Source organism: Kribbella koreensis, assembly GCF_039525325.1.
Taxonomy (GTDB): domain Bacteria; phylum Actinomycetota; class Actinomycetes; order Propionibacteriales; family Kribbellaceae; genus Kribbella; species Kribbella koreensis.
In genome coordinates this window covers 32,338-55,618 of sequence record NZ_BAAAHK010000016.1, presented here as the reverse complement: position 1 = coordinate 55,618, position 23,281 = coordinate 32,338, and the positions used below count along the sequence as shown (strand labels likewise).

The window sequence follows — 23,281 nt, the reverse complement described above, 5'->3', positions numbered from 1 at the left end:
TACGGCAGACTGCGGAGTATGCGGGTTTCGGCGAAGTCTGACTATGCGTTGCGGGCGCTGATCGAGATCACCCAGCGATGGGTGGCGAACGATCCCTCGGTGGTGTCTGCCGAGGAGCTCAGTCGTGCGCAGGGGATTCCGCACGGGTTCCTGCAGGGGATCCTCGCCGACCTGCGGCGGGCGGGTGTGCTGTCGAGCCAGCGTGGTCAGTCGGGCGGGTGGAAGCTCGCCGTCGACCCGAACGAGGTGTCCGTGGCCGACGTCATGCGGGCGGTGGACGGGCCGATCGTGAGCATCTCCGGAGTGCGGCCCGAGAGCGTCGCGTACAACGAGCGGGCGGTCGTGCTGCAGCGGGTGTGGATCGCCGCGCGGGCGAGCCTGCGGGACGTGCTGGAGCACACGACGCTGACCGACCTGGCCAAGGGCAAGCTGCCGGCTGGTGTCGAGCGTCGCTCGAAGGACGAAGACGCCTGGCAGGCGCGGGTCCCGGGGAGCTGATCCGGGGTCGGTTCGGCGGGGCATCAGTGCCGCCGGATCAGGAGGCTGCCGATGAGCGTGCCTGCGGCGGCCAGACCGACGACCACGCTGGAGGCGAAACCGCCGCGAGGTGAGGCCTCAACGGCCGGCGGAGAGGCCTGCCGGCGTGGGATGCGTGAGTCGGCCGGCTGTTGGGCTGTTGGCGGGGTAGTTGGGCGTGGCGGAGGGAGCTCCGCAGGCATGGCTGTTGGCGGGGTGGCTTGGATGGGCGCGCTGTCGTGGCGGGGTGCGGGTGGGCCTGGGACTGGGGCGTTGGGGTCGGCTGGGGTCGTTGGCAGTAGGCGGACTGGGTGGTGGGGGAGTAGGGAAAGCGGGTTCAGGTAGGTGGTGGACTCGAGTAGGCCCCAGTGGAGGCAGGTTGCTGGGGCACAGTGGGAGGCGGCTGCTGAGAGGTGGCCTAGTGGGGTGCCTGGGGTGACTTGGGTGCCTTTGCGGACTGTGGGGATGACCGGTTCGTAGGTGGTGCGGAGCGGGCCGGTGGCGATGACGATGACGCCGCGGCCGGCGAGGGGACCGGCGTACGTGACTGTGCCGGAGGTGGCGGAGCGGACCTGCTGGCCGGGAGAACCGCGGAGGTCGAGGCCGCGGTGGCCGGGGAGCCAGGGCTTGGGCGGGGGCGCGAAGCCGCGCACGACCTCGGGGCGAGGAGAGAGTGGCCAGACCGCAGCCGGCTGCGCCGGAGCGGCGGTCGGAGGGGCAGGCGCGGGGGTGGCCCAGGCGGGGAGGGTCGCGGGGGTGGCCCAGGCTGGGAGGGGCGCCGGGGTGGCCCAGGAGGGGAGGGTTGCCGGGGTGGCCAAGGCTGTGATGGCGGCGGGCGCGGCGGCTGTCAGGGCGGTGGCTGGGGCGGGGTTGGTGGGGGTGGCCGGGGCTAGGAGGGCGACGGCGGCGAGGAGGGTGAAGGTCATACAGGGAATGTGCCGTTGGAGGTGGGGGATGGGGACTGGGAATCTGTGGGGGTGTGGACAAGTGGGGCCGGTTAGGTTTGGGTGGCGGGTTTCCCGTAGACTTTTGGTGGCGTCCCACGTGAGTGGGGCGACTTCGCACGCCCGCATGTCCCGAGACTGACTCCAGCAACCCTGGTGGCGGTGGGGGCGCACCACTCGGTCCCGGATCTTCGGGGTCGGTGCGCGCGGGTGTCAGGCGCAACGGACCAAACCCGGTCCGCTGCGGGACAACCGAGACTGTGCCGTCCGAGTGTGCAACGCCGGGCCGGCACGACAGGAGGAACACCTCATGGCCGTCGTGACCATGAAGCAGCTGCTCGAGAGCGGCGTCCACTTCGGGCACCAGACCCGTCGCTGGAACCCGAAGATGAAGCGATTCATCTTCACCGAGCGCAACGGCATCTACATCATCGACCTGCAGCAGTCGCTGTCGTACATCGACCGCGCCTACGAGTTCGTCCGGAGCACCGTCGCCTCCGGCGGCGCGATCCTGTTCGTCGGCACCAAGAAGCAGGCCCAGGAAGCGATCGCCGAGCAGGCGACCCGGGTCGGCATGCCCTACGTGAACCAGCGCTGGCTGGGCGGCATGCTCACCAACTTCCAGACCGTCAACAAGCGGCTCCAGCGCCTCAAGGAGCTCGAGCTGCTGGACTTCGACGACGTCGCCGCCTCCGGTGTGACGAAGAAGGAGCTGCTGCAGAAGCGTCGCGAGCACGACAAGCTGCTCAAGACCCTCGGCGGCATCCGCGACATGGGCCGCGTTCCGGCCGCTGTCTGGATCGTCGACACCAAGAAGGAGCACCTCGCCGTCGACGAGGCGCGCAAGCTCAAGCTGCCGATCATCGGCATCCTGGACACCAACTGCGACCCGGACGAGGTCGACTTCCCGATCCCGGGCAACGACGACGCGATCCGTTCGGTCGGCCTGCTGACCCGCGTGGTCGCCGACGCCGTCGCCGACGGTCTGATGTCGCGCGGTGGCCAGGGCGCGGCCGCGGCCGGCGAGGAGCTGGGTGCCGAGGAGCCGCTGGCTGCTTGGGAGCGCGAGCTGCTGGAGAGCCAGAACGGCGCCACCACGGAGGCGAAGGCCGCCGAGGCCCCCGCCGCTGAGGCCACCGCCGTCGAGACCCCGGCCGCCGAGGCCGCTGTCGAGGCCCCCGCCGCCGAGGCTCCGGTTGCCGAAGAGGCCCCGGCCGCTGAGGCGACCGAGGCGCCGGCTGCCGACGAGGCGCCGAAGACCGAGGCCTGACCGGTCTGTCACCGCAGGGAGCCGGAGCCGCCGTACTACGGCAGCCCGGCGCCCGGCGGTGACAAAGCCGCCGGCCCGGCCCGTGCGGCGAATCCCATCAGCTGACGCACCACACAAGACTGAGAGATCGAGGAATGGCGAACTACACCGCCGCTGACGTGAAGCGGCTCCGCGACGCCACCGGCGCGGGCATGATGGACGCGAAGAAGGCACTCGAGACCACCGACGGTGACTTCGACAAGGCGATCGAGGAGCTGCGCATCCACGGCGCCGCCAAGGCCGCCAAGCGTGGCGCCGAGCGCTCCGCCACCAACGGCCTGGTCGCCGCCGCGGAGACCGCGATGGTCCAGCTCAACTGCGAGACCGACTTCGTCGCCAAGAACGAGCAGTTCCAGCAGCTCGCGGCCGACATCGTCGCGCACGCCGCCGCCAGCAAGGTCGGCGACGTCGAGGGTCTGCTCAGCGAGAAGCTGGCCGACGGCAAAACCGTCGCGGAGAACATCGAGGCGCTGGCCGCGGTGATCGGTGAGAAGCTCGAGCTCGGCAAGGTCGCCGTCTTCGACGGCAAGGTCGCGGCGTACATGCACAAGCGTGCGGCCGACCTCCCGGCCCAGGTGGGCGTGCTCGTCGAGTTCGAGGGCGACAACGCCGAGGCCGCCCGGGGCGCCGCCATGCAGGCCGCCGCGATGCGTCCGCTCTTCACCACCCGCGAAGAGGTCCCGGCCGAGACGGTCGAGAGCGAGAAGCGGATCGCCGAGGCGACCGCCCGCGAGGAAGGCAAGCCCGAGCAGGCGCTGCCGAAGATCATCGAGGGCCGGGTGAACGGCTTCTTCAAGGAGGTCGTGCTGCTCGAGCAGTCCTCGGTCCAGGAGAACAAGAAGACCGTGAAGGCGGTCCTCGACGAGGCCGGCGTGACCGTCAAGCGGTTCGCTCGCTTCGAGGTCGGAGCCTGACGGTTCACCGACCGAACAGCTAGTCAACGCAGTCGACGAGGAGGCCGGAGTCGTGACGGAAACCCTGGGTACCGAGACGAATCCGGCCTCCGAGCCGTTCGACCCGGCCTATCGCCGGGTGCTGCTGAAGTTGTCGGGTGAGGTGTTCGGCGGCGGCAAGCTCGGCGTCGACCCCGACGTGGTGAACTCGATCGCCAAGCAGATCGCCGAGGTGGTGCGCTCCGGCGTACAGGTCGCGGTGGTCGTCGGTGGCGGCAACTTCTTCCGCGGCGCCGAGTTGCAGCAGCGCGGGATGGAGCGCAACCGCGCCGACTACATGGGCATGCTCGGCACGGTGATGAACTGCCTGGCGCTGCAGGACTTCCTGGAGAAGCTGGGTGTCGAGACCCGGGTCCAGACCGCCATCACGATGGGCCAGGTCGCCGAGCCGTACATCCCGCGCAAGGCCGACCGGCACCTGTCCAAGGGCCGCGTGGTGATCTTCGGCGCCGGTTCCGGCATGCCGTACTTCTCCACCGACACGGTCGCCGCCCAGCGCGCGCTGGAGATCGGCGCCGAGACGCTGCTGATGGGCAAGCAGGGCGTCGACGGGGTCTACGACTCCGACCCCAAGAAGAACCCCGACGCGGTCAAGTTCGACCAATTGTCGTACGACGACTTCCTGTCCCGCGGGCTGCGGGTGGCCGACGCCACCGCGATCAGCCTGGCCCGCGACAACGCGTTGCCGATCGTGATCTTCGGACTCGAGGAGGGCAACATCGCCCGCGTCGTCCGGGGTGAGAAGATCGGGACGGTCGTCTCGCCGGGGCAGTAGTCACACGCACTAAGATCACGGCCAACACACGGGCCCAGGTCCGTCGTGGTGTAAACCAGCGTTCGTAGGGTTGGATCAGGCCGCACCGACGCGGCCCCGAGGAAGCGAGGAATGTCGTGATCGACGAAGCACTCCGCGAAGCCGAGCAGAAGATGGCGAAGGCCGTGGAGGTCGCCAAGGACGATTTCGCCGCGATCCGCACCGGCCGCGCGCACCCGTCGATGTTCTCGAACATCGTGGCGGACTACTACGGCTCGCCGACGCCGCTGCAGCAGCTGGCCGGTTTCCAGGTGCCGGACCCGCGGACCGTCCTGATCTCGCCGTACGACAAGGGCGCGATGGCGGCGATCGAGAAGGCCATCCGCGACTCCGACCTGGGCGTCAACCCGGGCAACGACGGCTCGGTGATCCGGGTGACCATGCCGCAGCTCACCGAGGACCGCCGCAAGGAGTACATCAAGGTCGCCAAGACCAAGGGCGAGGACGCCAAGATCTCGGTCCGCAGCATCCGCCGGCACGCGATGGACTCGATCGGCAAGTCGGTCAAGGACGGCGAGGCGGGCGAGGACGAGGGCAAGAGTGCTGAGAAGCGGCTGGACGGGATGACGAAGAAGTACGTCGACTCGATCGACCAGCTGCTCAAGCACAAGGAAGCCGAACTGCTCGAGGTGTGATGGGCGTCGACCAGAGCACGCCCGCGCCGAGCCGCGCCGGGCGCAACCTGCCCGCGGCGATCGGTGTCGGGGTCGGTCTCGGTGCGGTCATCATCGGTTCGCTCTTCTGGTACAAGGCTCTGTTCGTGCTCGTCGTGCTGGCCGCGGTCATCGCGGCCGTCGACGAGCTGGTCCGCGTGTTCCACGCCAGCGGCGCCAAGCTGTCCCGGATCCCGTTGTTCGCCGGTACGACGGCGATGCTGGTCGCCGCGTACTACGGTGGCCCGCTCGCCCTGCTGATCGCGATGGCGCTGACCGTGCTGGCGACGATCTTCTGGCGGATGCCCGGTGGTTCGATCGGCTTCGTCCGCGACGTCACCACCAACGTGTTCCTGATCGGGTACGTGCCGCTGCTGGCCGGGTTCGCGATCCTGCTCGTCCAGCCGGACCACGACGGCCCGAAGCGGGTGGTGACCTTCTTCCTGGTCGTCGTGGCCAGCGACGTCGGCGGCTACGTGGCCGGTGTGCTGTTCGGCAAGCACCCGATGGCGCCGACGATCAGCCCGAAGAAGTCCTGGGAAGGGTTCACCGGCTCCACGCTGGCTTGTATCGGCGCCGGCATCGGCTCCGTGGTCTGGCTGCTCGACGGCCCCTGGTGGGTCGGCGCGATCGTCGGCGCGGTGGCGGTGCTGACCGCGACGGTCGGCGATCTGGCCGAGTCGATGATCAAGCGCGACCTCGGGATCAAGGACATGTCGAACCTGCTGCCGGGTCACGGCGGCGTGATGGACCGGCTGGATTCCTTGCTGGCAACGGCTCCCGCGGCCTGGCTGTTGCTGCATCTACTCGTTTGACGTAGGCGGCGCCGCCGGGTTCGATGGCCGTATGACCATCGCACCCGACGGCCGCTCCCTGCACGGTGACATCGTCCGGCTGGACCGGCTCGTTGCCTCGGACATCGATTCCCTGTACGCCGCGATCGCCAGCGAGCAGGTCTATGCCGGCGGATTCGGCGGCGGGCCGGCCGCGATGCCGGCCAGCGTCGGCCACATGCGCGAGACGTGGATCCCCGCGGCTGCCAACCGCGTCGCGTACGTCGTCCGCCTGGCCGCCGACAGCGAACTGGGCGCCGAGGGCACCGTCGTCGGCACGTCGAGCCTGGCCGACGTCGATCTCCACAACGAGCGCACCCACCTCGGCTACACCGGGTACGCACCGGCCGTCTGGGGCACGAAGGTCAACCCCGCGGCGAAGCTCCTGCTGCTCCAGCACGCCTTCGAGGACTGCGGTTTCGGCCGGGTGAAGATCCAGACCGGCCTCGCCAACACCCGCTCCCAGGCCGCGATCGCCAAGCTCGGCGCGACGCGTGAGGGCGTTCTCCGCCGGCACATGAAGCTGGCCGACGGCTCCTGGCGTGACACCGTCGTCTTCTCGATCCTGGCCGACGAGTGGCCGGACGTCCGCAAGAAGCTCCAGGACCGGATCAGCGGCTAGTGAGGCTCCTGAGTCCAGCCAGCTCGCCGAGCAACCGATAGGACTCCAGCAGATCGGCGCGGTCGTACGTGTTCGTAGTGATCAGTACTTCGTCCGCGCCCGTCCGCTGCACCAACCCGCCCAGCGCGGCATCCACCTCCGCAGGCGTGCCGTAGATCTGCCCGCTGAGCGACTGCTCGAAGAACCCGCGCTCCTTCTCGGTCATGTCGAGCTCCAGCACCGTGGCGATCGACTGCAGCGGCGGGAACACGCCACGGGTCCGCGAGTACGCACTGGACCAGGCCTCAGGCAGCAGTAGTCGCCTAGCCGCTTCACCAGTCGCAGCCACGGCCACTGTGGCAGCCAGCACGACGTAAGGCGCACCCGCCCAAGCGGACGGCTGGAAGTCGGTGCGGTAGCGGTCGATGAGGCTCAGCAGCTCCTGCTCGCCTTTGACCCCAGCGATCACCAGGGGTAGTCCGAGCGAGGCTGCGAGCACAGCGCCTTCCCCGATCGCCAGCACGAACGGCGGCACGGTCAGGCCCTCGCCCGGACGTGCATGGACCTGCGGATGGTTCTGCTGAGTACCGGTGAAGTACCCGAGCAGCTCCCGCACCTGGTCGCTGAAGTCCTCCGCCGCGTCCTTCTCGACGCCCAGCGCCCGCCTGATCCCGTTGGTGAAGCCCACTGATCGCCCGAGCCCCATGTCGATCCGCCCCGGGAACAGCGACTCCAGTACGCCGAACTGCTCCGCCACAACCAATGGCTGGTGATTGGGAAGCATCACTCCACCAGTGCCAACGCGGATGCGAGACGTGGAAGCCGCCACCGCCGCCGCCAGGACAGTAGGAGCCGACCCGACCACCCCCGGCACGCTGTGATGCTCGGACACCCAGAACCGGTGGTACCCGAGCTCCTCGACCTGCCGCGCCAGCTGGACGGTTCCCCGAAGCGTCTCCGCCTCTGTCTCGCCCGCCCGGGTCCGCGACCGGTCCAGGACCGACAACGGGACCCCCGCGAGCGCAGTACCGGCCAGTGAATCCATGAAGAGTCCAACTGGCCCACCCAGGTCCCCATTCCCCGGTGACAGCGGCCGGTTTCGATCTGCGTCGAAATTGGCGGTGATATTTTCACGGCTCCCAGAGGGTGATGGAAATCTGATGACAACGCGCTGACCTGCGAAAACACCCCGATGTCAGTCGCTGAGCGTGCCCGGACGTGCCCGGAGAGTGGGTTTACAAGCCCGGCCGGAAGGAATCCACTGACATGTGCGACGGCCACGGAGGCCGCCGCGTCGAGGGCTTGAGGAGCTCACACATGAACAGTGATCTGTTCCAGCCGCCCGTGAGGCTCGGGAGGCGTACGACCACGAAGTTGAAGGCCGTGGCATGCGGTCTGGCCCTGATCGCCGGCGTGTCGATTCCGATGGCCGCGTCGGCCTCGGTGGCACCCGGACCGGCGGCCACTGCCCAGACAGGAGCCAAGGTCAGTACCGGGTTGTCGAGCGCCACGCTCGCCGCCAACCAGGCCGCCGCGGCCAAGAAGGTGCCGACGCTCGGCCACTCGACCCAGACCCTGCGCTCGCTGAGCATCCAGTTCCAGTACCAGCAGACCGGCTACTGGTGTGGCCCGGCCGCGACCCGGATGGCCCTGTCGGCGCGGATGTCGTCGCCGCCGAGCCAGCAGGAGCTGGCCAACCAGCTGCCCACCACGACCAACGGCACCGACTGGATCGGCCAGGTCACCCGGGTCCTCAACAACCGGCTCAACACCGGGTACTACGAGACCAAGGAGATGCCGAACGACCCGCCGACCCAGGCGCAGCGAAACCTGCTCTGGTACGACATCCAGTACGACATCGACCGCGGCTACGCGATCGTCGCGAACATCGTTGCCCCGGCCAACAACCACCCGCCGGGCTACCCGAACTACACGATCTGGCACTACTTCACGGTGATCGGCTACGACACCAGCGACTCGACCGTGCTGATCGCCGACCCGGCCGGCTTCGGCCCGGCGACGTACTGGCTGACCTTCAACCAGCTCGCCACCCTGATCCCGCCGAAGGGCTACTCCGCCTGACCTGAGCCTGGGTTGATGTGGCGACCTCGGTCGCCACATCAACCCATCGAGCGGAAAGATAAGTTTGAGGCTGTGACGACAGAGCCTCGGTTGGAGATCCACTACTGCACCCAGTGCCGCTGGCTGATGCGGGCGGCGTGGACCGCGCAGGAGTTGCTGACGACCTTCCCGAAGGAGCTGGGGGAGGTGGCGCTGGTCCCGGGGACCGGTGGGATCTTCGACATCTCGCTGCAAGGCGAGCTGCTCTGGTCGCGGAAGGCCGAGGGCGGGTTCATCGAGTTGCCGCTGCTGAAGCAAATGGTCCGGGACCGGATCGCGCCGGACCGGCAGCTGGGCCACTCCGACCGCAGGGCAGGCGCGACCGAGTTGTGATCCCCGGCACGTCGGGGATGTGAATTTGTGAATCGTCGACCGCCCGCGCGACAATGGGTTGCGATGACTACCTCCCTCCCGCTCGTTTTCGATGAGCCGCGCCGTGCCAAGAAGCCGCCGCGGCACCTGGCCGACCTCAGTGGGGAGGAGCGCCGCACCGCGGTGACGGCGCTCGGCGAGCCCGCGTTCCGGGCCAAGCAGTTGTCGAACCACTACTTCGCCCGGCTGACCGACGACCCGGCCGACATGACGGATCTGCCCGCCGCGACCAGGGACAAGCTGGTCGCCGAGCTGATGCCGCCGCTGCTGACCAAGGTCCGCGACCTGGAGTGCGACAACGGCACGACGCGGAAGTCGCTCTGGAAGCTGCTGGACGGTTCGCTGGTCGAGTCCGTGCTGATGCGGTACAAGGACCGCACCACGATGTGCGTGTCGTCGCAGGCCGGCTGTGGCATGGCCTGCCCGTTCTGCGCGACCGGCCAGGCCGGTCTGACCCGCAACATGAGCACCGCCGAGATCGTCGAGCAGGTGGTGGACGGCGCCCGCGCGCTGTCACGTGGCGAGATCGCCGGCGGCCCCGGCCGGGTCAACAACATCGTCTTCATGGGCATGGGCGAGCCGATGGCCAACTACAAGGCCGTGATCGGCGCCGTACGCCGGTTCACCGAGCCCTCGCCCGATGGCCTGGGCATCTCGGCGCGTGGCGTGACCGTGTCGACCGTCGGCCTGGTGCCGCGGATCAACCAGCTCTCCACCGAGGGCATCCCGGTCACCCTGGCGCTGTCGCTGCACGCGCCCGACGACGAGTTGCGCGACGAGCTGGTCCCGATCAACAACCGGTGGAAGGTCGACGAGGTCCTCGACGCCGCCTGGGGGTACGCCGAGAAGACCAAGCGCCGGGTCTCGATCGAGTACGCGATGATCCGCGACATCAACGACCACGCCTGGCGGGCCGACCTGCTCGCCGAGAAGCTGGCCGCCCGCGGCGACTGGGGCTGGGTGCACGTCAACCTGATCCCGCTGAATCCGACGCCCGGCTCCAAGTGGACCGCCTCCGACCCGGCCGACGAGCGCGAGTTCGTCCGTCGCCTGCAGGCCGGCGGCATTCCGACCACGGTCCGCGACACCCGCGGCCAGGAGATCGATGGCGCCTGCGGCCAGCTCGCCGCCGCCAACAAGGACTGACCGCGTGCTCCGCCCGGAGTTCGCGGTCAAGCGCTTCGGCGAGCGGTACGACCGCGCCGAGGTCGATGCTCTGATCGACAAGCTCCTGGCGACGGTGAACCGTACGACCACGCCGTCGGTGACCGTTGAGGATCTGCGCAGCGCTGCATTCCGTACTCCGCTGCTCGGCCCCGGCTACTCGGCCCAGGAGGTCGACGACTTCCTGACCGATGCCGAGCAGTGGATGCCGGACCGTCCGGCCGTGCGCCCGATGCCTACCGGGCAGCACCGCGAGGGGCCGCTGTTCACCCCGGTCCGTATCCGCGAGGGCTATTCGTTCGAGGACGTCGACGAGTTCGTCGAGCGGGTGATGGCGACGGTGAACGGCGAGCCGGTCAAGCGCCCTGTCACCGTCCGCGAGCTCCGCAAGGTGCGGTTCACGCCGGTCCGGCTCTCCGAGGGCTACGACGTCGAAGAGGTCGACAACTGGCTCGATCAGGCCGAACGCTGGCTCACCGGCGAGGACTGAACCGCACCGGCACGAACGGCGGCAGTCCTGAAATGGGATGATCGAGCGGTGAAGATCCTCTCGATCCAGTCCGCGGTCGCCTACGGCCACGTGGGCAACTCGGCCGCCGTCTTCCCGCTCCAGCGCATCGGCGTGGAGGTGTTGCCGGTCTACACGGTCAACTTCTCCAACCACACGGGCTATGGCGCATGGCGTGGTCCGCTGATCAGCCCGGACGACGTTCGCGAGGTCGTGCTGGGCATCGAGGAGCGGGGAGTCTTCCCGCAGATCGACGCGGTGCTGTCGGGCTACCAGGGCGGTGAGGGGATCGCCGACGTCATCCTCGAGACGGTCGATCGGGTGAAGAAGGCCAACCCAGCGGCGGTCTACTCCTGCGACCCGGTGATGGGCAACGCGAAGTCCGGCTGCTTCGTCGCCCCGGCCATCCCCGTGCTGCTGCGCGATCGGGTCGTACCGGCCGCCGACATCATCACGCCGAACCAGTTCGAGCTGGGCTTCCTCACCAACACCGAGCCGGACACCCTCGAGTCGACGCTGGCCTCGGTGGAGCTGGTCCGCGCGACCGGCCCGCGCACGGTGCTCGTGACGAGCGTCGAGCGGCCCGACCGCGAGGAGGGCACGATCGAGATGCTGGCGGTCGACGACAGCGGCGCGTGGCTCGTCCAGACGCCGTACATCCCGATGAAGGCGAACGGTTCGGGCGACGTGACGGCCGCCCTCTTCACGGCCCACTACGGACGTACCGGCGACCTCGCCGATGCGCTCGCCCGCGCCACCTCGAGCGTCTTCGACCTGCTCACTCGCACCCACGAGTCGGGCGAGCGCGAGTTGCAGCTGATCGAGTCGCAGGACGCCTACGCCAATCCGAGGATGCAGTTCACCCCGACCCGCGTCGCCTGAGGTTCGTACCCAGGGAAGGAGGTGGCCTTGCCGAGAAAGCGCTTGGCGCACAACTCGAACATCGTCTTGGCCATCCTTCATCTCGCCGGCGGAAGCCGGTTCGCCGACGCGGCCAGAGAGCTGCGCGATGGCAGCCCGGCGGCCTCCGGCGACTTCACCGAGCTGCCGGCCGAGCTGGCCGTCAAGGTTCTGAACCAGGCCGGTCATGAGTTCCGGCACGCGGCCGACGGCGACCTGGGGTCAGCAGAGCTGGCCCTTGAGGAACTCCTCGCGGCCGCACCGAAACGCGAGACCCTCGGCCGGGCGCTGCGCGATGCTGAGTCGCTGCGGACGTACCTGCTCAACCATGGCGGACGAGAGCGCCGGGCCGGTCTGCTGTCGGACGATGCGCAGCGGTACTTCGATCGCCTCCTCGATCTCACCTGCGAGTTCATCTCCCGTACGGTCCACGAAACCGACCTGGCCGGCCGCGCCGAGCGGGCCGGGATCGCGGAGTTGCTGGCGAACGTCGACCTCTGGCGGCAGGAAACGGCCGAGCTGCTCAGGACGGACGGCAAGGCTTGGAGTGGGGATGCCTTGGCCGTACTCCGGGTTGCGGGTGCCCAGGCCAGACGCAGCACCCAGCCGGAGATCCTGCCAGGAATGGACCGACTCGGCGCTCTCGAAACCGCAGTCGGCGGACTCACCAAGTCGCTGGCGATCATCGGTGAGGGAGGGCTCGGCAAAAGCGTCCTCGCCGGCCAGCTCTTCGAACGGTTCCAGGCCGATACCTCGACCATCTTCGTGCCATGCACCCGGATCCCGGCCTCCGCGGAACTGACCGACTCAGCCGCGGTCGACCTGGCCTTCGGGCAAGCGACTGCCGGCGACCGGGATGCAGGCCCGCTGACCGCGATCCTGGCGAACCTGCCGGCCGGCTCGCGGGCCGTCGTCATCGTGGACACTCTCGACCTGATCCTGACCGAGCAGAACGCGGACGACGTCGCCTATGTGCTGCGGCAGATCGCACGCACGGCCCTGCTGTTCATGACGTGCCGGGACCAGGAGTGGCACAGCTACCTGGAGTCGGAGCGCGACCTGGTCGAGGCGCTCTATCGCGTCCCGGCCTTGAGCTCCGACGAGATTGGCGAATGGGCGGAAGCGTACGTACAGGCGAGCGGCCTCCCGCAGGACCGGCGGGAGACCTTCGCGGCAAGCCTGAGCCACCGCCTGTCCGCAGCAGGTGTCAGAGACGTCTTCTCGTCGCCACTGCGCCTCGCGATGGCTTGCGACATCTATGCGGCGGCAGGTGTCGTCCCGGCGGGGCTCACCATCACACGGCTCTATGAGGCCTACTGGGAAGGCCGCGTGGCCAGGGACCGGCGTGGCAGGCGGGCCTACCGGGCCGCGCATCAGGTCCAGGCCGCCGAGGCGCTCGCGGCGTCTGTCTGGGAGGCCAGCGGCAGCCGGTTCATCGAGTACGTTCCAGCAGACGACGCGATGACCGCTACCGGCCTCAACGATCTACTCAGCGAGGGAACCGTCCAGGTGCTCGGCGGGCGGTACGCCTTCTTCCACCAGACCTATGCGGAGTACGCCGTTGCGCGCCACCTCGCCATTCGCGCCACCTCGGCCGAGCTGGACCGGCTGGAGGCCGGATTGCGCGCCGGAGTACCCGGCTACTGGGCGGTCGCCAAGCACTTGCTCATGCTGGAGATCCCTTCGGACCGGCTGCAGGAGCTGGCCGCACATGTGCCCAGGGACTCGGTCGAGGGGATCCGGCTCCACTTCCAGAGTGCGATGGCGCACGACGACAGCCGGTTGGTCGAGCGCCTGGCCGCGGAGCTGAAGGAGCGCCGCCCGGCGCTCCTCATCGCGAGCGTCGGCGTACTGGAGTCGGCGGCCGGAGACTGTGTCGGTCCTGCGCTCGACATCGCCCTGTGGTGCTTGGGTAACGCCGACACCTCGAGCTTCCCCACGGTCGCCATGACGGTCGGACCGTTGATCCCCGCCGCCCGATCGGCAGACCAGGCCGCGGCTTTGGGGCGCGCGTTGGATATCTGTCTGAAGCGGATGGCCGCCGACCGGAGGAGGCACATCGGCCCGGTCATCAGGCGGCTGCTCGAAGACGCGGTGACAGCCGATGCGACCGGGATCGACCTCCGGATGCTGGTCGACCGGTACGGCCAACTACCCGAGCCGGCCAGGGCCTGGGTACTGTCTGCGGCTCGCCATCGGGCTGCCGGTCCACAGCTGACGACAGCGCTGATCGTGCGGGCACTCGGTCTGAAGTGCCCGACCGGAGCGACGGAGGACGCCGCCGGGTTGTTGATCAGTGTCTGGCAGGAGCCCGAGGTTCGCGCGGCGGCGGGTTGGTCGGACTGGCGGTCGATGCTCAGCGCGGCCTTGCCGGAGCGCTGGAACGCTTGCCAGTTGCGGCTGATGCGCCACCTGTGCGCCGACCGGGCAACGGCACTGGAGTTGCTGGCGGCCGTCTTCGATCCGGACACGTCGATCGAGCGGACGCAGTACACGAACGCCGTCCTCAATCTGGCTGCCGACGAGCCTGACCTGGTTGCTCAGGCCGTCATCCGGACACCGCGGACGACCTCGAACGGCGTGCTGGGCACGTTGGCCACGGTGGCGAGCCATCTAGCCGGGCGGGTGGACGCCCACGCCCAGTCGGAGCTCGCCGATTCCATGGAGGCTTACCTGGGCGATCATCCACACGTGATCTGGCCGGTCGTCCTCAAGCTCGCCTGCGACAACCCCAGCAGGCTGCGGGAGTACGTCGAGCGGTTGACCCGCTTCTCGGTCGAGGACGCCGACGGTCTGATGCACGGACGATCGACGGTACGCCGTGCCTTCGCCGTCATTGTGTCCGCGGCCGAGCCGGCCGTCGTCCGCGAACTCGAAACGGAGCTCAGGGCGCTGTGTACGTCCGGGGATCCGGCCGATCTCGAGCAGATCGCCCGCCTGCAGGGCCGACTGACACCCGTCTCGGCCACCGCTCGCCAATGGGTCTCTGAGCAACTTCTGGAAGGCACCCGGCCGAAGGTTGCGAGGGCCGCCGCCCAGGCTACGGCCGACTCGTTGAACGAGTGGGATCGAGAAGAGCTCAAGGGGCCGGGTCTGGAGTGGCTGCTCGGATTGGTGGCCTCGGAGCAACCACACTCCGTCCGGGCCGTGGTTGCCGCGGTGGACCAACAGACCACGAGCCTCCAGCTCCCGGAGACCTGGGGACCTGTCGTCGTCGACCGGCTGGTGCGCTCGCTCGCCAGCGGCGAGGACCAAGAGGTCCAGACCGCGCTGATCCGGCTGATCAGCTCGATCGACCACGCGACCGGAATCAGCACGGCCGACGCGGTACTGATCATCGAAGCGCATCTCGAGGCCGCCCGGGTTGCCCTCGAACGGTCGTCCGCAGCAGACTCCCGGGCCAGGTCCGCGGCCTATGCCCGGCTGCTGGCTGCTGTCACCACGCTCGGCGCGACTCACCTCGGCCTTCAAGAGCTGGGCGACCTCGCGGTGCGCGTGCTCACCACGATCGACTCGGCCGCCGTCGTCTGGCGGGAAAGACCTGGTCACGACAAGTCCGGACGCCCGCGCAAGAACCTGGCGGACATGCTGATCCGGGTTGTTACCACCCAACCCCTCGCGATGCCGCGACTGGAGGACGCCTGGCCGCACTGCTCAGCCTCCAACAAGGCCGCGATTGCCGAGTGCGTCGCGCTGGTGGAGGCCGGGACCCGGGGCGTCATCAGTCTCAGGCTGGCCCGGCGGGCGGACTGCCCGCCGGACATCTCCAATCTGCTGCACGCCCGCTTCGGCGGATAGCCAAGTCAGCAGACTGCACGCCCGCTTGGTGGTCAGCACGGTTAGAAGACGCGGACTGCGACCTCCGCGGGGGCTGCGAGGAGTGAGGTGATCTCGTCGTCGAGCTTGACGAGCGTGACCGATGCGCCGGCCATGTCGAGGGAGGTGCAGTACTCGCCGACATAGCTGCGGCCGACGGTGATGCCGCGCCCGGCCAGTTGCTCGTGCGCACGCCCGTACAGGATGTAGAGCTCGCTGATCGGGGTGCCGCCCAGCCCGTTGATCATCAGCGCCACGTTGTCGCCGCGCTCGTAGGGCAGGTCGGTCACGACGGCTTCGAGCAGTTCGTCGATGATCGTGTCGGCATCGGCCAGCTTCTCGCGGCGGCGGCCGGGTTCGCCGTGGATGCCGACGCCGATCTCCATCTCGTCGTCGCCGAGCTCGAACAGCGGGCTGCCCTTGGCCGGCGGCGTGCAGGACGTCAGCGCCATCCCCATCGTCCGGGTCACCGAGTTGACCTTCTCGCCGATCCGGACCAGCTCGTCGAGGTCAGCGCCGGACTCCGACGCCGCCCCGACCGCCTTGATCACGAAGAAGTTGCCCGCCACCCCGCGCCGGCCGACCGTGTACGTCGAGTCGGCCACCGCGACGTCGTCGTCCACCATCAGCGTCTTGATCGTCACGCCGTCGGCCTCGGCCATCTCGCGGCCCATGTCGAACGCCATCCGGTCGCCGGTGTAGTTGTTCACCAGATGCAGCACACCCTTCGGCGAGGCGAGCAGCTTGCTGGTCTCGAGCACGTAGTCCATCGGCGGCGCGGCGAACACGTCACCGGGGCAGGCCGCATCGAGCATGCCTTTGCCGACGACCATCACGTGCGCCGGTTCGTGGCCGGAGCCCGACCCCTGGACGATCGACACCTTGTCCGGGCTCGGCGCGTCCGCGCGCATGATCAGGTTGTACTCCGGGACGTACCGCAGCGAGTTCGGATTCGCCAGCGCGATGCCCTTGAGCATCTCCGGCACAAAGTTCTTCGGGTCGTTGACGAACTTCTTCACGAGGGGCCTCCTTGCCACTCTTGCACCAATGCCTCGAACAGGACGGCGACCGCGGTCGCGCCGGCATCGACGCTGCCGATGCTGCGTTCGCCGGTGTAGGCGGCCCGCCCGCGACGGGCCTGCAGCTTCGCGGTGTCGTCGGCCGTGGTCCGGGCGACGGCCGCGGCAGCGCGGAGTACGGTGAGCGTGTCGTTGCCTTGGGCAACCTGACTCTCGATCTCGTCGGTCGCCGGGACGAGCGAGTCGAGCAGGGTCTTCTCGCCGAGGCTCGCGCCGCCGCGGGTCATGATTCCCTCGGCCGCGCTACGCAGCATCGCCACCACGGTCGGCCCGTCCAGCTCGGTCTTGCCGGCCGCGGCGGTGGCGGCGCGCAGGAACCCGGTGCCCCAGATCGGTCCGGAGGTACCACCGATGCGGCTGGTGATGACGACGGCGACCTTCTTGAGGAAGGTCGAGCTGTCGGTCCGGTCGAAGCCGTCCCAGTCGGCCAGCACGATCTCGAAGCCGCGGGCCAGCGAGTAGCCGAAGTCGCCGTCGCCGACGACCGCGTCGAGATCGCCGAAGTACTTCTCGTTGGCCACCGCCGTCCGGGCGATCGTCCGGACCACCCGCTCGACCTCGGGAAGCGAATCAGTCATGGTCGGTGCCTCCGTTCGGCGATGCAGGTGACGTGGGCGACCCGGGTGACGCGGGTGACGCGGTGACGGCCGGCAGGACAGCGGCCAGGTCGGCGAGGGTGACGTAGGCGCCGGGGGAGGCGGCGCTGTGGTTGGCCAGCACCGTGACCGGCTCGAGCTCCGGGTCGCCGAGTGAGTCGACGACGAAGGCCGCCTCGGCGAACTCCTCGTGCGCGGTGTAGCCGTTGACCGTCACGACACAGGCGATCCCGGCTGCATGGGCCGCCGCGAGCCCGAGTGCTGAGTCCTCGATCGCGACCGCGTCGTGAGCGGGCACTCCGAGACGTTCGAGAGCCAGCAGGTAGACGTCGGGCGCGGGCTTCTTCCGCGGTACGACGTCGCCGGCCAGGACGGTGAAGTCAGCTGCCCGGGTACGACCGACGACATGCTCCAGCACCGCGCGGACGGACGCCTCGGCCGAGGTCGAGGCGACGGCGAGTCGCCAGCCGGCGGCGTACGCCTCCTCGACGATCCGCACGATCCCCGGCCGGGCGGGCAGTGCGCCGTCGGCAACCCTGGCGGTGTAGAGCTCGGTCTTGCGCCGGTGCCACCGGGCCACCACCTTGGCCTGTGCCTCCCAGTCCTCGGGCAGACCGGACTCGGCCACGAACGACGGGGTGAGCAGGCTGGCCATCCGCTCCTTGCCACCACCGATCCGGAGCTTGTCGGCGTACTCGTCCTCGGACCAGCGCACCGGCAGCCCGAACTCGGCGAAGGTCTGGTTGAACGCCGGCAGGTGGCCGTCGCGCTCGGTGTCGGCCAGCGTGCCGTCGACGTCGAAGACGAGGGCGCTCACCATGCCTTCCCCGCACTCCCGAAGCGGTCGACGAGGCCGTCGACCAGGGTGACCACGTCGGCGCGCACGTGCCGGAACAGCGACGGCGGGTCCCAGGAGTTCTTCGCCTCGGCGTCGCGCAGGAAGTCGAGATTCGCCTTCATGTAGGCGATCTTGAGCGCCGTGGAGATGTTGACCTTCGCGCAGCCGCGGGCGATCAGGTCGTGGAACTGCGCGTCCGTCATCCCGCTGCCGCCGTGCAGCGCGATCGGGATCCCGGTCGCCTCGACGAGATCGGTGACGCGCTGCCCGTCGAGCTCCGGCGCACTGGAGTAGATGCCGTGCGCGTTGCCGATCGAGGGCGCGAAGACGTCGACCCCGGTCTCCTTGATAAAGGCGAGCGACACCTCCAGCGACTGCCGCTTGGCCTCCGCATCGGAGCCGATGCCGTCCTCGACCCCGGTGATCGACTCGATCTCGCCCTCGACGTGGGCGCCGACGGCGTGCGCCTCGCGGACCACCTCGACGGTCTGCCGCTGGTTCTCCTCGACCGGCAGCGCGGAGGCGTCGAACAGCACCGAGTTCCAGCCTTTGGCCAGGCAGTCGCTGATCACCGCGCGATCGGGGCAGTGGTCCAGGTGCAGCGTCACCGGTACTTCGATCCCCGCCGTCATCCCGCGCCAGATCGCCATCAGCACATCGGCGCCGATCGACCGGACGGTCTTGACCGAGGTCTGCACGATCATCGGCGAGCGCCGGTCGACCGCGGTCGCGAGCACGGCCTCGAGGGTCAGGTCGTTGACGATGTTGATCGCCGGTACGCCGTACCGGTCGGCCAGGGCTCGATCGACGATCTCCTTCAGCGCGACGACTGCCATCGCGGCACCTCCTCCGCCGTAACGCTAGAAGAGGCGATCGCCTGTGTCAGTGCGGAGAATCCCCCGTCTTTGCTGGGGGATATCCCTACCGGGACCGTCAGCGGTTCAGGCGTCCCTGGGACCCGGCGATCAGCTCCGAGCGGCTGCGCGCGCCGGTCTTCCGCAGTACCGCGCTGACGTGCTTCTCGACCGTCTTGACCGAGATCACCAGCTGCTCGGCGATCGCTCGATCGCCCAACCCCTGCTGGACAAGGGCGCGCACCTCGCGCTCGCGGGCAGTCAACCCGTCCGCATGCGACTCGCTGGACAGCCTGCCTTCCCAGACCTCGCCGTGCGGGACGATCGACTCACCGCGGGCCGCCGCGGCTACTGCTCCCGCCAACGCGGCACCATCGGCCGTGGTCTCCACACACCCATGGGCACCGGCCAGCAGCAGATCGACCACGGCCTGGTCATCGCCGGGCCGGCAGACCGCGATCACCGCCGGCGCCTGCTCGCCCTTCACCAGCTCACGGATCAACCCCAGTGAATCGGCTAGTGGCTCCTCGTTGACGGCGACGACCGCTACTGCCGGCCGCAGCCTCCCCACTGCTTCCAGTGCCTCGGCTGTCGTCGATGCCTCGCCGACAACCGAGAATGGTGGCTCCGACCAGGCAAGCAGCCGCGACAACCCAGCCCGCAGCATCGGCTGAGCCGCAACCACCAGTACGTCCACCCGTACGTCGCTAGCCATCACCGCACGTTGGTGCGGGAACACTGCCCGGATACTGGTTCCCCAGCCGGGCATGGAGTCCAGCGACAGCGAACCACCCGCCCCCTGCGCCAGCTCGACCATGCGTCGCAGCCCGAGGCCAGTGCGGAACTCATCCGGCTCCCGCAGCCCCTGCCCGGCCGCGAACCCCTGTCCGTCGTCCTGCACGAGCAGGGAGAGGGAGGCCGACTCATACGCCAGCCCGACCCGGACTGTCTTGGCGCGGGAGTGCTGCACGATGTTGGTGATCGCCTCCTGGGCAACGCTCAACACCCGTTGCGCCAGGGCCCGGTCGAGCGCTACCGGCGTACCGGCGACTACCAGGCGGGCGTCGACGGCTCTGGCGCGTGATGCCCAGGCGAGTTCGGAGCGGAGTACGTCCTCGAGGCTGTGGCCTTCGAGCGGCGAACTGCCCGCGCCGAGCAGCGCCCGGCGGATCGAGGCGACTGTGTCCCGCGCCGACTCCTGGGCCTCCCGGAGCTGACCAGCGAGTTCCACGGGTGCCAGTTGCTCCGCCCGCTCGAGCCCGGACAGCATGCCGACGAGTCCCTGGGCGAGGAGGTCGTGCACCTCGTCCAGCAGCCGCCCACGCTCGGCCGAGGCAGCCTGGAGCCGGGCTCGCTCCTCGGCAGCCTCGTAGGAGTTGGCGTTCACCAGTGCGACGGTCGCGTGCTTGGCGAACATCCGGAGCAGATCGGCATCGGCGCGGTCGAACCGGCGGCCTGCATCCCGGGAGAAGACGACGCAGGCACCGATGATCCGGCCGCGCCACTCCAGCGGTACGCCGATCACGCTCGTGAGGGTGGCCCGGTCCTCAGCGCTGATGTGTCCGCCGACGACATCGTCGTACCGGTCGAACCAGACCGGGCCGCGGCGGCGGACCACCTCGCCGGTCATCCCCTCGCCGAGCGGGAACACCCGGCCGGACTGACAGCGGACGCCGATGTCGGCCTGCTTGCGGTAGGTGCCTGCCGTCTCGTCGACACTGGAGATCGAGCCCGCGTCGCAGCCCATCAGCTCGGTGCAGCGCTGCAGGATCCGCTCCAGCAACGGCTGCAGCTGGAGCTCACCGGCGAGATCTTCGGCCACCGCGTTCAGCGCCTCGGCGCGTGCGGCCGGTGACGACGCAGGTCTGTCGTGGACGGTCACCGCCGGCTCCCTTCGGCCACACCAAGTCCCTGTGTAGCACAGGGCGCGAAGCCTCAGCAGTGGCTAGCCGGCGCAGATCAGCTGGACCGCTTCCTCGATCGAATCGACCAGGTGGATCGACGACGCCATCGGTCGGCCAGCGGCCAGGCGGTCCAGGACATCCCAGACGGGGACCGTTCGTGACCAGTGCTCGACCCCGACCAGGATCATCGGCGTCTGCATGACCTGGTCGCCGTAGTAGTTGGGGGTGACGGCCTGGAAGATCTCCTGGACGGTGCCGGCGGCTCCGGGGAGGTAGATGATGCCGCCGCGAGCCCGGCTGAGGAGGACGTCCTCGCGGAGGGCGTTGGAGAAGTACTTGGCGATGGAGCTGGCGAAGACGTTCGGGGGCTCGTGGCCGTAGAACCAGGTGGGGATGGAGACGCCGCCATCGCCGGGGAAGGTCTGGCGGACTGCCAGGCCACTCAGGGCCCAGTCGGCGATCGAGGGGCGGAAGGACGGCGTACCGGCGAGCATGGCTAGGGCTGAGGCGACCGCTGCGTCGTCGTACCCCGAGAGGCTGGAGCCCAGGTTGGCTGCCTCCATCGCGCCGGGGCCACCCCCGGTCGCGACGGTCAGGCCGGAGCGGGCGAGCGTGCGGCCGAGCAGGACGGCCGACCGGTACGTCGGGTTGGTACGGGCGATCCCATGCCCGCCCATCACGCCGATCCACGGCCTGTCGTCGGGTAGCTCATGCAGCGAGTCGGCGATCGAGTGGTCGTGCAGTGCGGCCGCCAGAGTGCGACTGGTGTCGCCGCGCTCGTCGTGCTGCCTCGACCAGGCGTAGATCCGCGCGTCCGGGGTCGCCTCGTACCCGTCCGCCAGACCCGCGTACAGCTCGTCGGCGTCGTACAGGCGACCGCGGTACGGGTCGAAGGGCAGCTCCGGGATGGTGGGGAAGATCAGCCCGCCGCCGTCGCGCACCCAGTCGGCCGCGGGCTCCTCCATCGGGCAGCCCAGGAACAGCGACCCCATCGGCGACAACTTGAGCAGTACCGCCGTACGCCCGGTCAGGTCCACCGACTGCACCCGCCACCCGCCCATCGAGGTGGCCCCGGCGGCGATCACCTCGTCGAAATGCCGCAGCGATTCGATGTCAAGGTGAGGGATGCTCGGCATTGTCACGAGGAGTCACCCTAGGCCACCGCCGGGGCGTGATAGCGGTTGGCTCTTGGATGAGGTATTGCTAAGTACATGACACACGCGGAGCTGTGGGAGCGTCACAAGGCCGTCATGCCGGACTGGCTTGCGTTGTACTACGAGCAGCCGATCGAGATCGTCAAGGGATCCGGCCGCCGGGTCACCGACGGCGAGGGCAAGGAGTATCTCGACTTCTTCGCCGGCATCCTGACCAACGCGATCGGGTACGACATCGCGGAGATCTCCGACGCGGTCCGCGAGCAGCTGGCGACCGGGATCGCGCACACCTCGACGGTCTACCTGATCCGGCGGCAGATCGAGCTGGCCGAGAAGATCGCGGAGCTGTCCGGCATCCCGGACGCCAAGGTCTTCTTCACCAACTCCGGCACCGAGGCCAACGAGGCGGCGATGCTGTTCGCCACCCAGAAGCGCCGCTCCAACCAGGTGCTGGCGATGCGCAACTCGTACCACGGCCGCGGCTTCGGCACCGTCGCCATCACCGGCAACCGTGGCTGGTCGGCGAGCAGCCTGTCGCCGGTCAACGTGCAGTACGTGCAGGGCGCGTACCGCTATCGCAGCCCGTTCAAGGACCTGCCGGACGCGGAGTACATCAAGGTCTGCGTGGACGACCTCCGCGAGGTGATCAACACCGGTACCGCGGGCGACGTCGCCTGCATGATCGTCGAGCCGATCCAGGGCGTCGGCGGCTTCTCGTCCCCGCCCGACGGCCTGTACGCCGCGTTCAAGGAGGTGCTCGACGAGTACGGGATCCTCTTCATCTCCGACGAGGTGCAGACCGGCTGGGGCCGGACCGGCGACCACTTCTGGGGCATCCAGGCGCACGACGTGGTGCCGGACGCGATGACGTTCGCGAAGGGCCTGGGCAACGGGTTCGCGATCGGCGGGGTCGTCGCGAGGCCGGAGCTGATGGACAGCCTCAGCGCGAACAGCCTGTCGACCTTCGGCGGCAACCCGATCTCCACCAGCGCGGCCAAGGCGACGATCGAGTACCTGCTCGACAACGACCTTCAGGCCAACGCCGCCAAGCGCGGCGCGCAGTTGATGGACGGCCTGCGCGGCATCTCCGACGAGTTCCCCGAGCTCGGCGACGTCCGCGGCAAGGGCCTGATGCTGGCCACCGAGCTGATCAACCCGGCCGACGGCAAGCCTGACGCCGCCGTCACGGTCAAGCTCCAGCAGGAGGCCATGGAGCGCGGCCTGCTGCTCGGCAAGGGCGGCCTCTACGGCAACGTCCTGCGGATGGCCCCACCGATGACCCTGACCGAAGAGGAGACCACCGAGGCCCTGGAGATCATCCGGGACTCGTTCAACACGCTACGCTGACCGGC

General features: G+C 69.0%; 22 protein-coding genes. 14 read left to right on the top strand and 8 right to left on the bottom strand.

The window, feature by feature from the left end; all coding sequences use genetic code 11:
• Positions 1-18: 18 nt before the first annotated feature.
• Positions 19-498, top strand: coding sequence for an RrF2 family transcriptional regulator (locus ABD116_RS29510; protein WP_343977465.1), 480 nt, complete (start codon positions 19-21; stop codon positions 496-498).
• Between the two features lie 23 nt (positions 499-521).
• Here ABD116_RS29510 and ABD116_RS29505 read toward each other — a convergent pair whose 3' ends face one another.
• Positions 522-1,442, bottom strand: coding sequence for a peptidoglycan DD-metalloendopeptidase family protein (locus ABD116_RS29505; RefSeq protein WP_343977463.1), 921 nt, complete (start codon positions 1,440-1,442; stop codon positions 522-524).
• Positions 1,443-1,770: 328 nt separating this feature from the next.
• On the opposite strand from ABD116_RS29505, the gene rpsB reads away from it, so the two are divergent.
• From rpsB to ABD116_RS29475, 6 genes are all read left to right on the top strand, one after another.
• Positions 1,771-2,730, top strand: coding sequence for a 30S ribosomal protein S2 (rpsB, locus tag ABD116_RS29500; RefSeq protein ID WP_343977460.1), 960 nt, complete (start codon positions 1,771-1,773; stop codon positions 2,728-2,730).
• A 134-nt stretch (positions 2,731-2,864) separates the two neighbouring features.
• Entirely contained in the window at positions 2,865-3,683 is an 819-nt protein-coding gene (gene tsf, locus ABD116_RS29495) for a translation elongation factor Ts (RefSeq protein WP_343977458.1), read from the top strand.
• A 52-nt stretch (positions 3,684-3,735) separates the two neighbouring features.
• The gene (pyrH, locus tag ABD116_RS29490; protein ID WP_425552178.1) at positions 3,736-4,497 is read left to right on the top strand and encodes a UMP kinase; all 762 of its coding nucleotides are present in this window, start codon (positions 3,736-3,738) and stop codon (positions 4,495-4,497) included.
• A gap of 119 nt (positions 4,498-4,616) precedes the next feature.
• Positions 4,617-5,171, top strand: a complete 555-nt coding sequence (frr, locus tag ABD116_RS29485; protein ID WP_425552180.1) for a ribosome recycling factor — start codon at positions 4,617-4,619, stop codon at positions 5,169-5,171.
• A complete protein-coding gene (locus ABD116_RS29480; protein ID WP_343977456.1) occupies positions 5,171-6,004 on the top strand; it encodes a phosphatidate cytidylyltransferase in 834 nt (277 codons plus the stop codon). The genes frr and ABD116_RS29480 overlap by 1 nt, the downstream gene beginning before the upstream one ends.
• Positions 6,005-6,035: 31 nt before the next feature.
• Positions 6,036-6,644: a GNAT family N-acetyltransferase gene (locus tag ABD116_RS29475; protein WP_343977453.1), complete on the top strand. Its 609-nt coding sequence runs from the start codon at positions 6,036-6,038 to the stop codon at positions 6,642-6,644.
• Here ABD116_RS29475 and ABD116_RS29470 read toward each other — a convergent pair.
• On the bottom strand, positions 6,634-7,668 hold the full coding sequence (locus tag ABD116_RS29470) for an LLM class flavin-dependent oxidoreductase (RefSeq protein WP_343977450.1): 1,035 nt from the start codon (positions 7,666-7,668) through the stop codon (positions 6,634-6,636). The two genes, ABD116_RS29475 and ABD116_RS29470, sit on opposite strands and share 11 nt — an antisense overlap.
• A gap of 272 nt (positions 7,669-7,940) precedes the next feature.
• Here ABD116_RS29470 and ABD116_RS29465 point away from each other — a divergent pair, with 272 nt between their 5' ends.
• The 6 genes from ABD116_RS29465 (at position 7,941) to ABD116_RS29440 (ending at position 15,486) form a co-directional block, all read left to right on the top strand.
• Complete coding sequence (locus ABD116_RS29465; RefSeq protein WP_343977447.1) at positions 7,941-8,705, top strand: C39 family peptidase; 765 nt, start codon at positions 7,941-7,943, stop codon at positions 8,703-8,705.
• Positions 8,706-8,777: 72 nt separating this feature from the next.
• Positions 8,778-9,077 carry an Rdx family protein gene (locus ABD116_RS29460; protein ID WP_343977445.1) on the top strand — a complete coding sequence of 100 codons (300 nt, stop codon included), beginning with the start codon at positions 8,778-8,780 and terminating at the stop codon, positions 9,075-9,077.
• Positions 9,078-9,140: 63 nt separating this feature from the next.
• Positions 9,141-10,262 carry a dual-specificity RNA methyltransferase RlmN gene (rlmN, locus tag ABD116_RS29455; protein ID WP_343977443.1) on the top strand — a complete coding sequence of 374 codons (1,122 nt, stop codon included), beginning with the start codon at positions 9,141-9,143 and terminating at the stop codon, positions 10,260-10,262.
• 4 nt (positions 10,263-10,266) lie between these two features.
• The gene (locus ABD116_RS29450; RefSeq protein WP_343977441.1) at positions 10,267-10,770 is read left to right on the top strand and encodes a DivIVA domain-containing protein; all 504 of its coding nucleotides are present in this window, start codon (positions 10,267-10,269) and stop codon (positions 10,768-10,770) included.
• A 48-nt stretch (positions 10,771-10,818) separates the two neighbouring features.
• The gene (gene pdxY, locus ABD116_RS29445) at positions 10,819-11,670 is read left to right on the top strand and encodes a pyridoxal kinase PdxY (protein WP_343977438.1); all 852 of its coding nucleotides are present in this window, start codon (positions 10,819-10,821) and stop codon (positions 11,668-11,670) included.
• Positions 11,671-11,697: 27 nt separating this feature from the next.
• Positions 11,698-15,486: a hypothetical protein gene (locus ABD116_RS29440; RefSeq protein ID WP_343977435.1), complete on the top strand. Its 3,789-nt coding sequence runs from the start codon at positions 11,698-11,700 to the stop codon at positions 15,484-15,486.
• A gap of 41 nt (positions 15,487-15,527) precedes the next feature.
• Here the strand turns inward: ABD116_RS29440 and dhaK are convergent, their stop codons facing one another.
• The 6 genes from dhaK to ABD116_RS29410 all read right to left on the bottom strand — a co-directional run bounded on the left by dhaK (position 15,528) and on the right by ABD116_RS29410 (position 21,911).
• Entirely contained in the window at positions 15,528-16,523 is a 996-nt protein-coding gene (gene dhaK, locus ABD116_RS29435) for a dihydroxyacetone kinase subunit DhaK (protein ID WP_343977432.1), read from the bottom strand.
• Positions 16,520-17,161, bottom strand: coding sequence for a dihydroxyacetone kinase subunit DhaL (gene dhaL / locus ABD116_RS29430; protein WP_343977429.1), 642 nt, complete (start codon positions 17,159-17,161; stop codon positions 16,520-16,522). Before dhaL ends, dhaK begins: the two co-directional genes overlap by 4 nt.
• A complete protein-coding gene (locus ABD116_RS29425) occupies positions 17,154-17,996 on the bottom strand; it encodes an HAD-IA family hydrolase (protein ID WP_343977426.1) in 843 nt (280 codons plus the stop codon). The genes dhaL and ABD116_RS29425 overlap by 8 nt, the downstream gene beginning before the upstream one ends.
• Positions 17,993-18,853 carry a class II fructose-bisphosphate aldolase gene (locus tag ABD116_RS29420; protein ID WP_343977423.1) on the bottom strand — a complete coding sequence of 287 codons (861 nt, stop codon included), beginning with the start codon at positions 18,851-18,853 and terminating at the stop codon, positions 17,993-17,995. The genes ABD116_RS29425 and ABD116_RS29420 overlap by 4 nt, the downstream gene beginning before the upstream one ends.
• Before the next feature lie 97 nt (positions 18,854-18,950).
• On the bottom strand, positions 18,951-20,753 hold the full coding sequence (locus tag ABD116_RS29415; RefSeq protein ID WP_343977420.1) for a hybrid sensor histidine kinase/response regulator: 1,803 nt from the start codon (positions 20,751-20,753) through the stop codon (positions 18,951-18,953).
• Between the two features lie 63 nt (positions 20,754-20,816).
• Positions 20,817-21,911, bottom strand: a complete 1,095-nt coding sequence (locus ABD116_RS29410) for an LOG family protein (RefSeq protein WP_343977417.1) — start codon at positions 21,909-21,911, stop codon at positions 20,817-20,819.
• 75 nt (positions 21,912-21,986) lie between these two features.
• Here ABD116_RS29410 and ABD116_RS29405 point away from each other — a divergent pair, with 75 nt between their 5' ends.
• On the top strand, positions 21,987-23,276 hold the full coding sequence (locus ABD116_RS29405) for an aspartate aminotransferase family protein (RefSeq protein ID WP_343977414.1): 1,290 nt from the start codon (positions 21,987-21,989) through the stop codon (positions 23,274-23,276).
• The last annotated feature ends 5 nt before the right edge of the window (positions 23,277-23,281 follow it).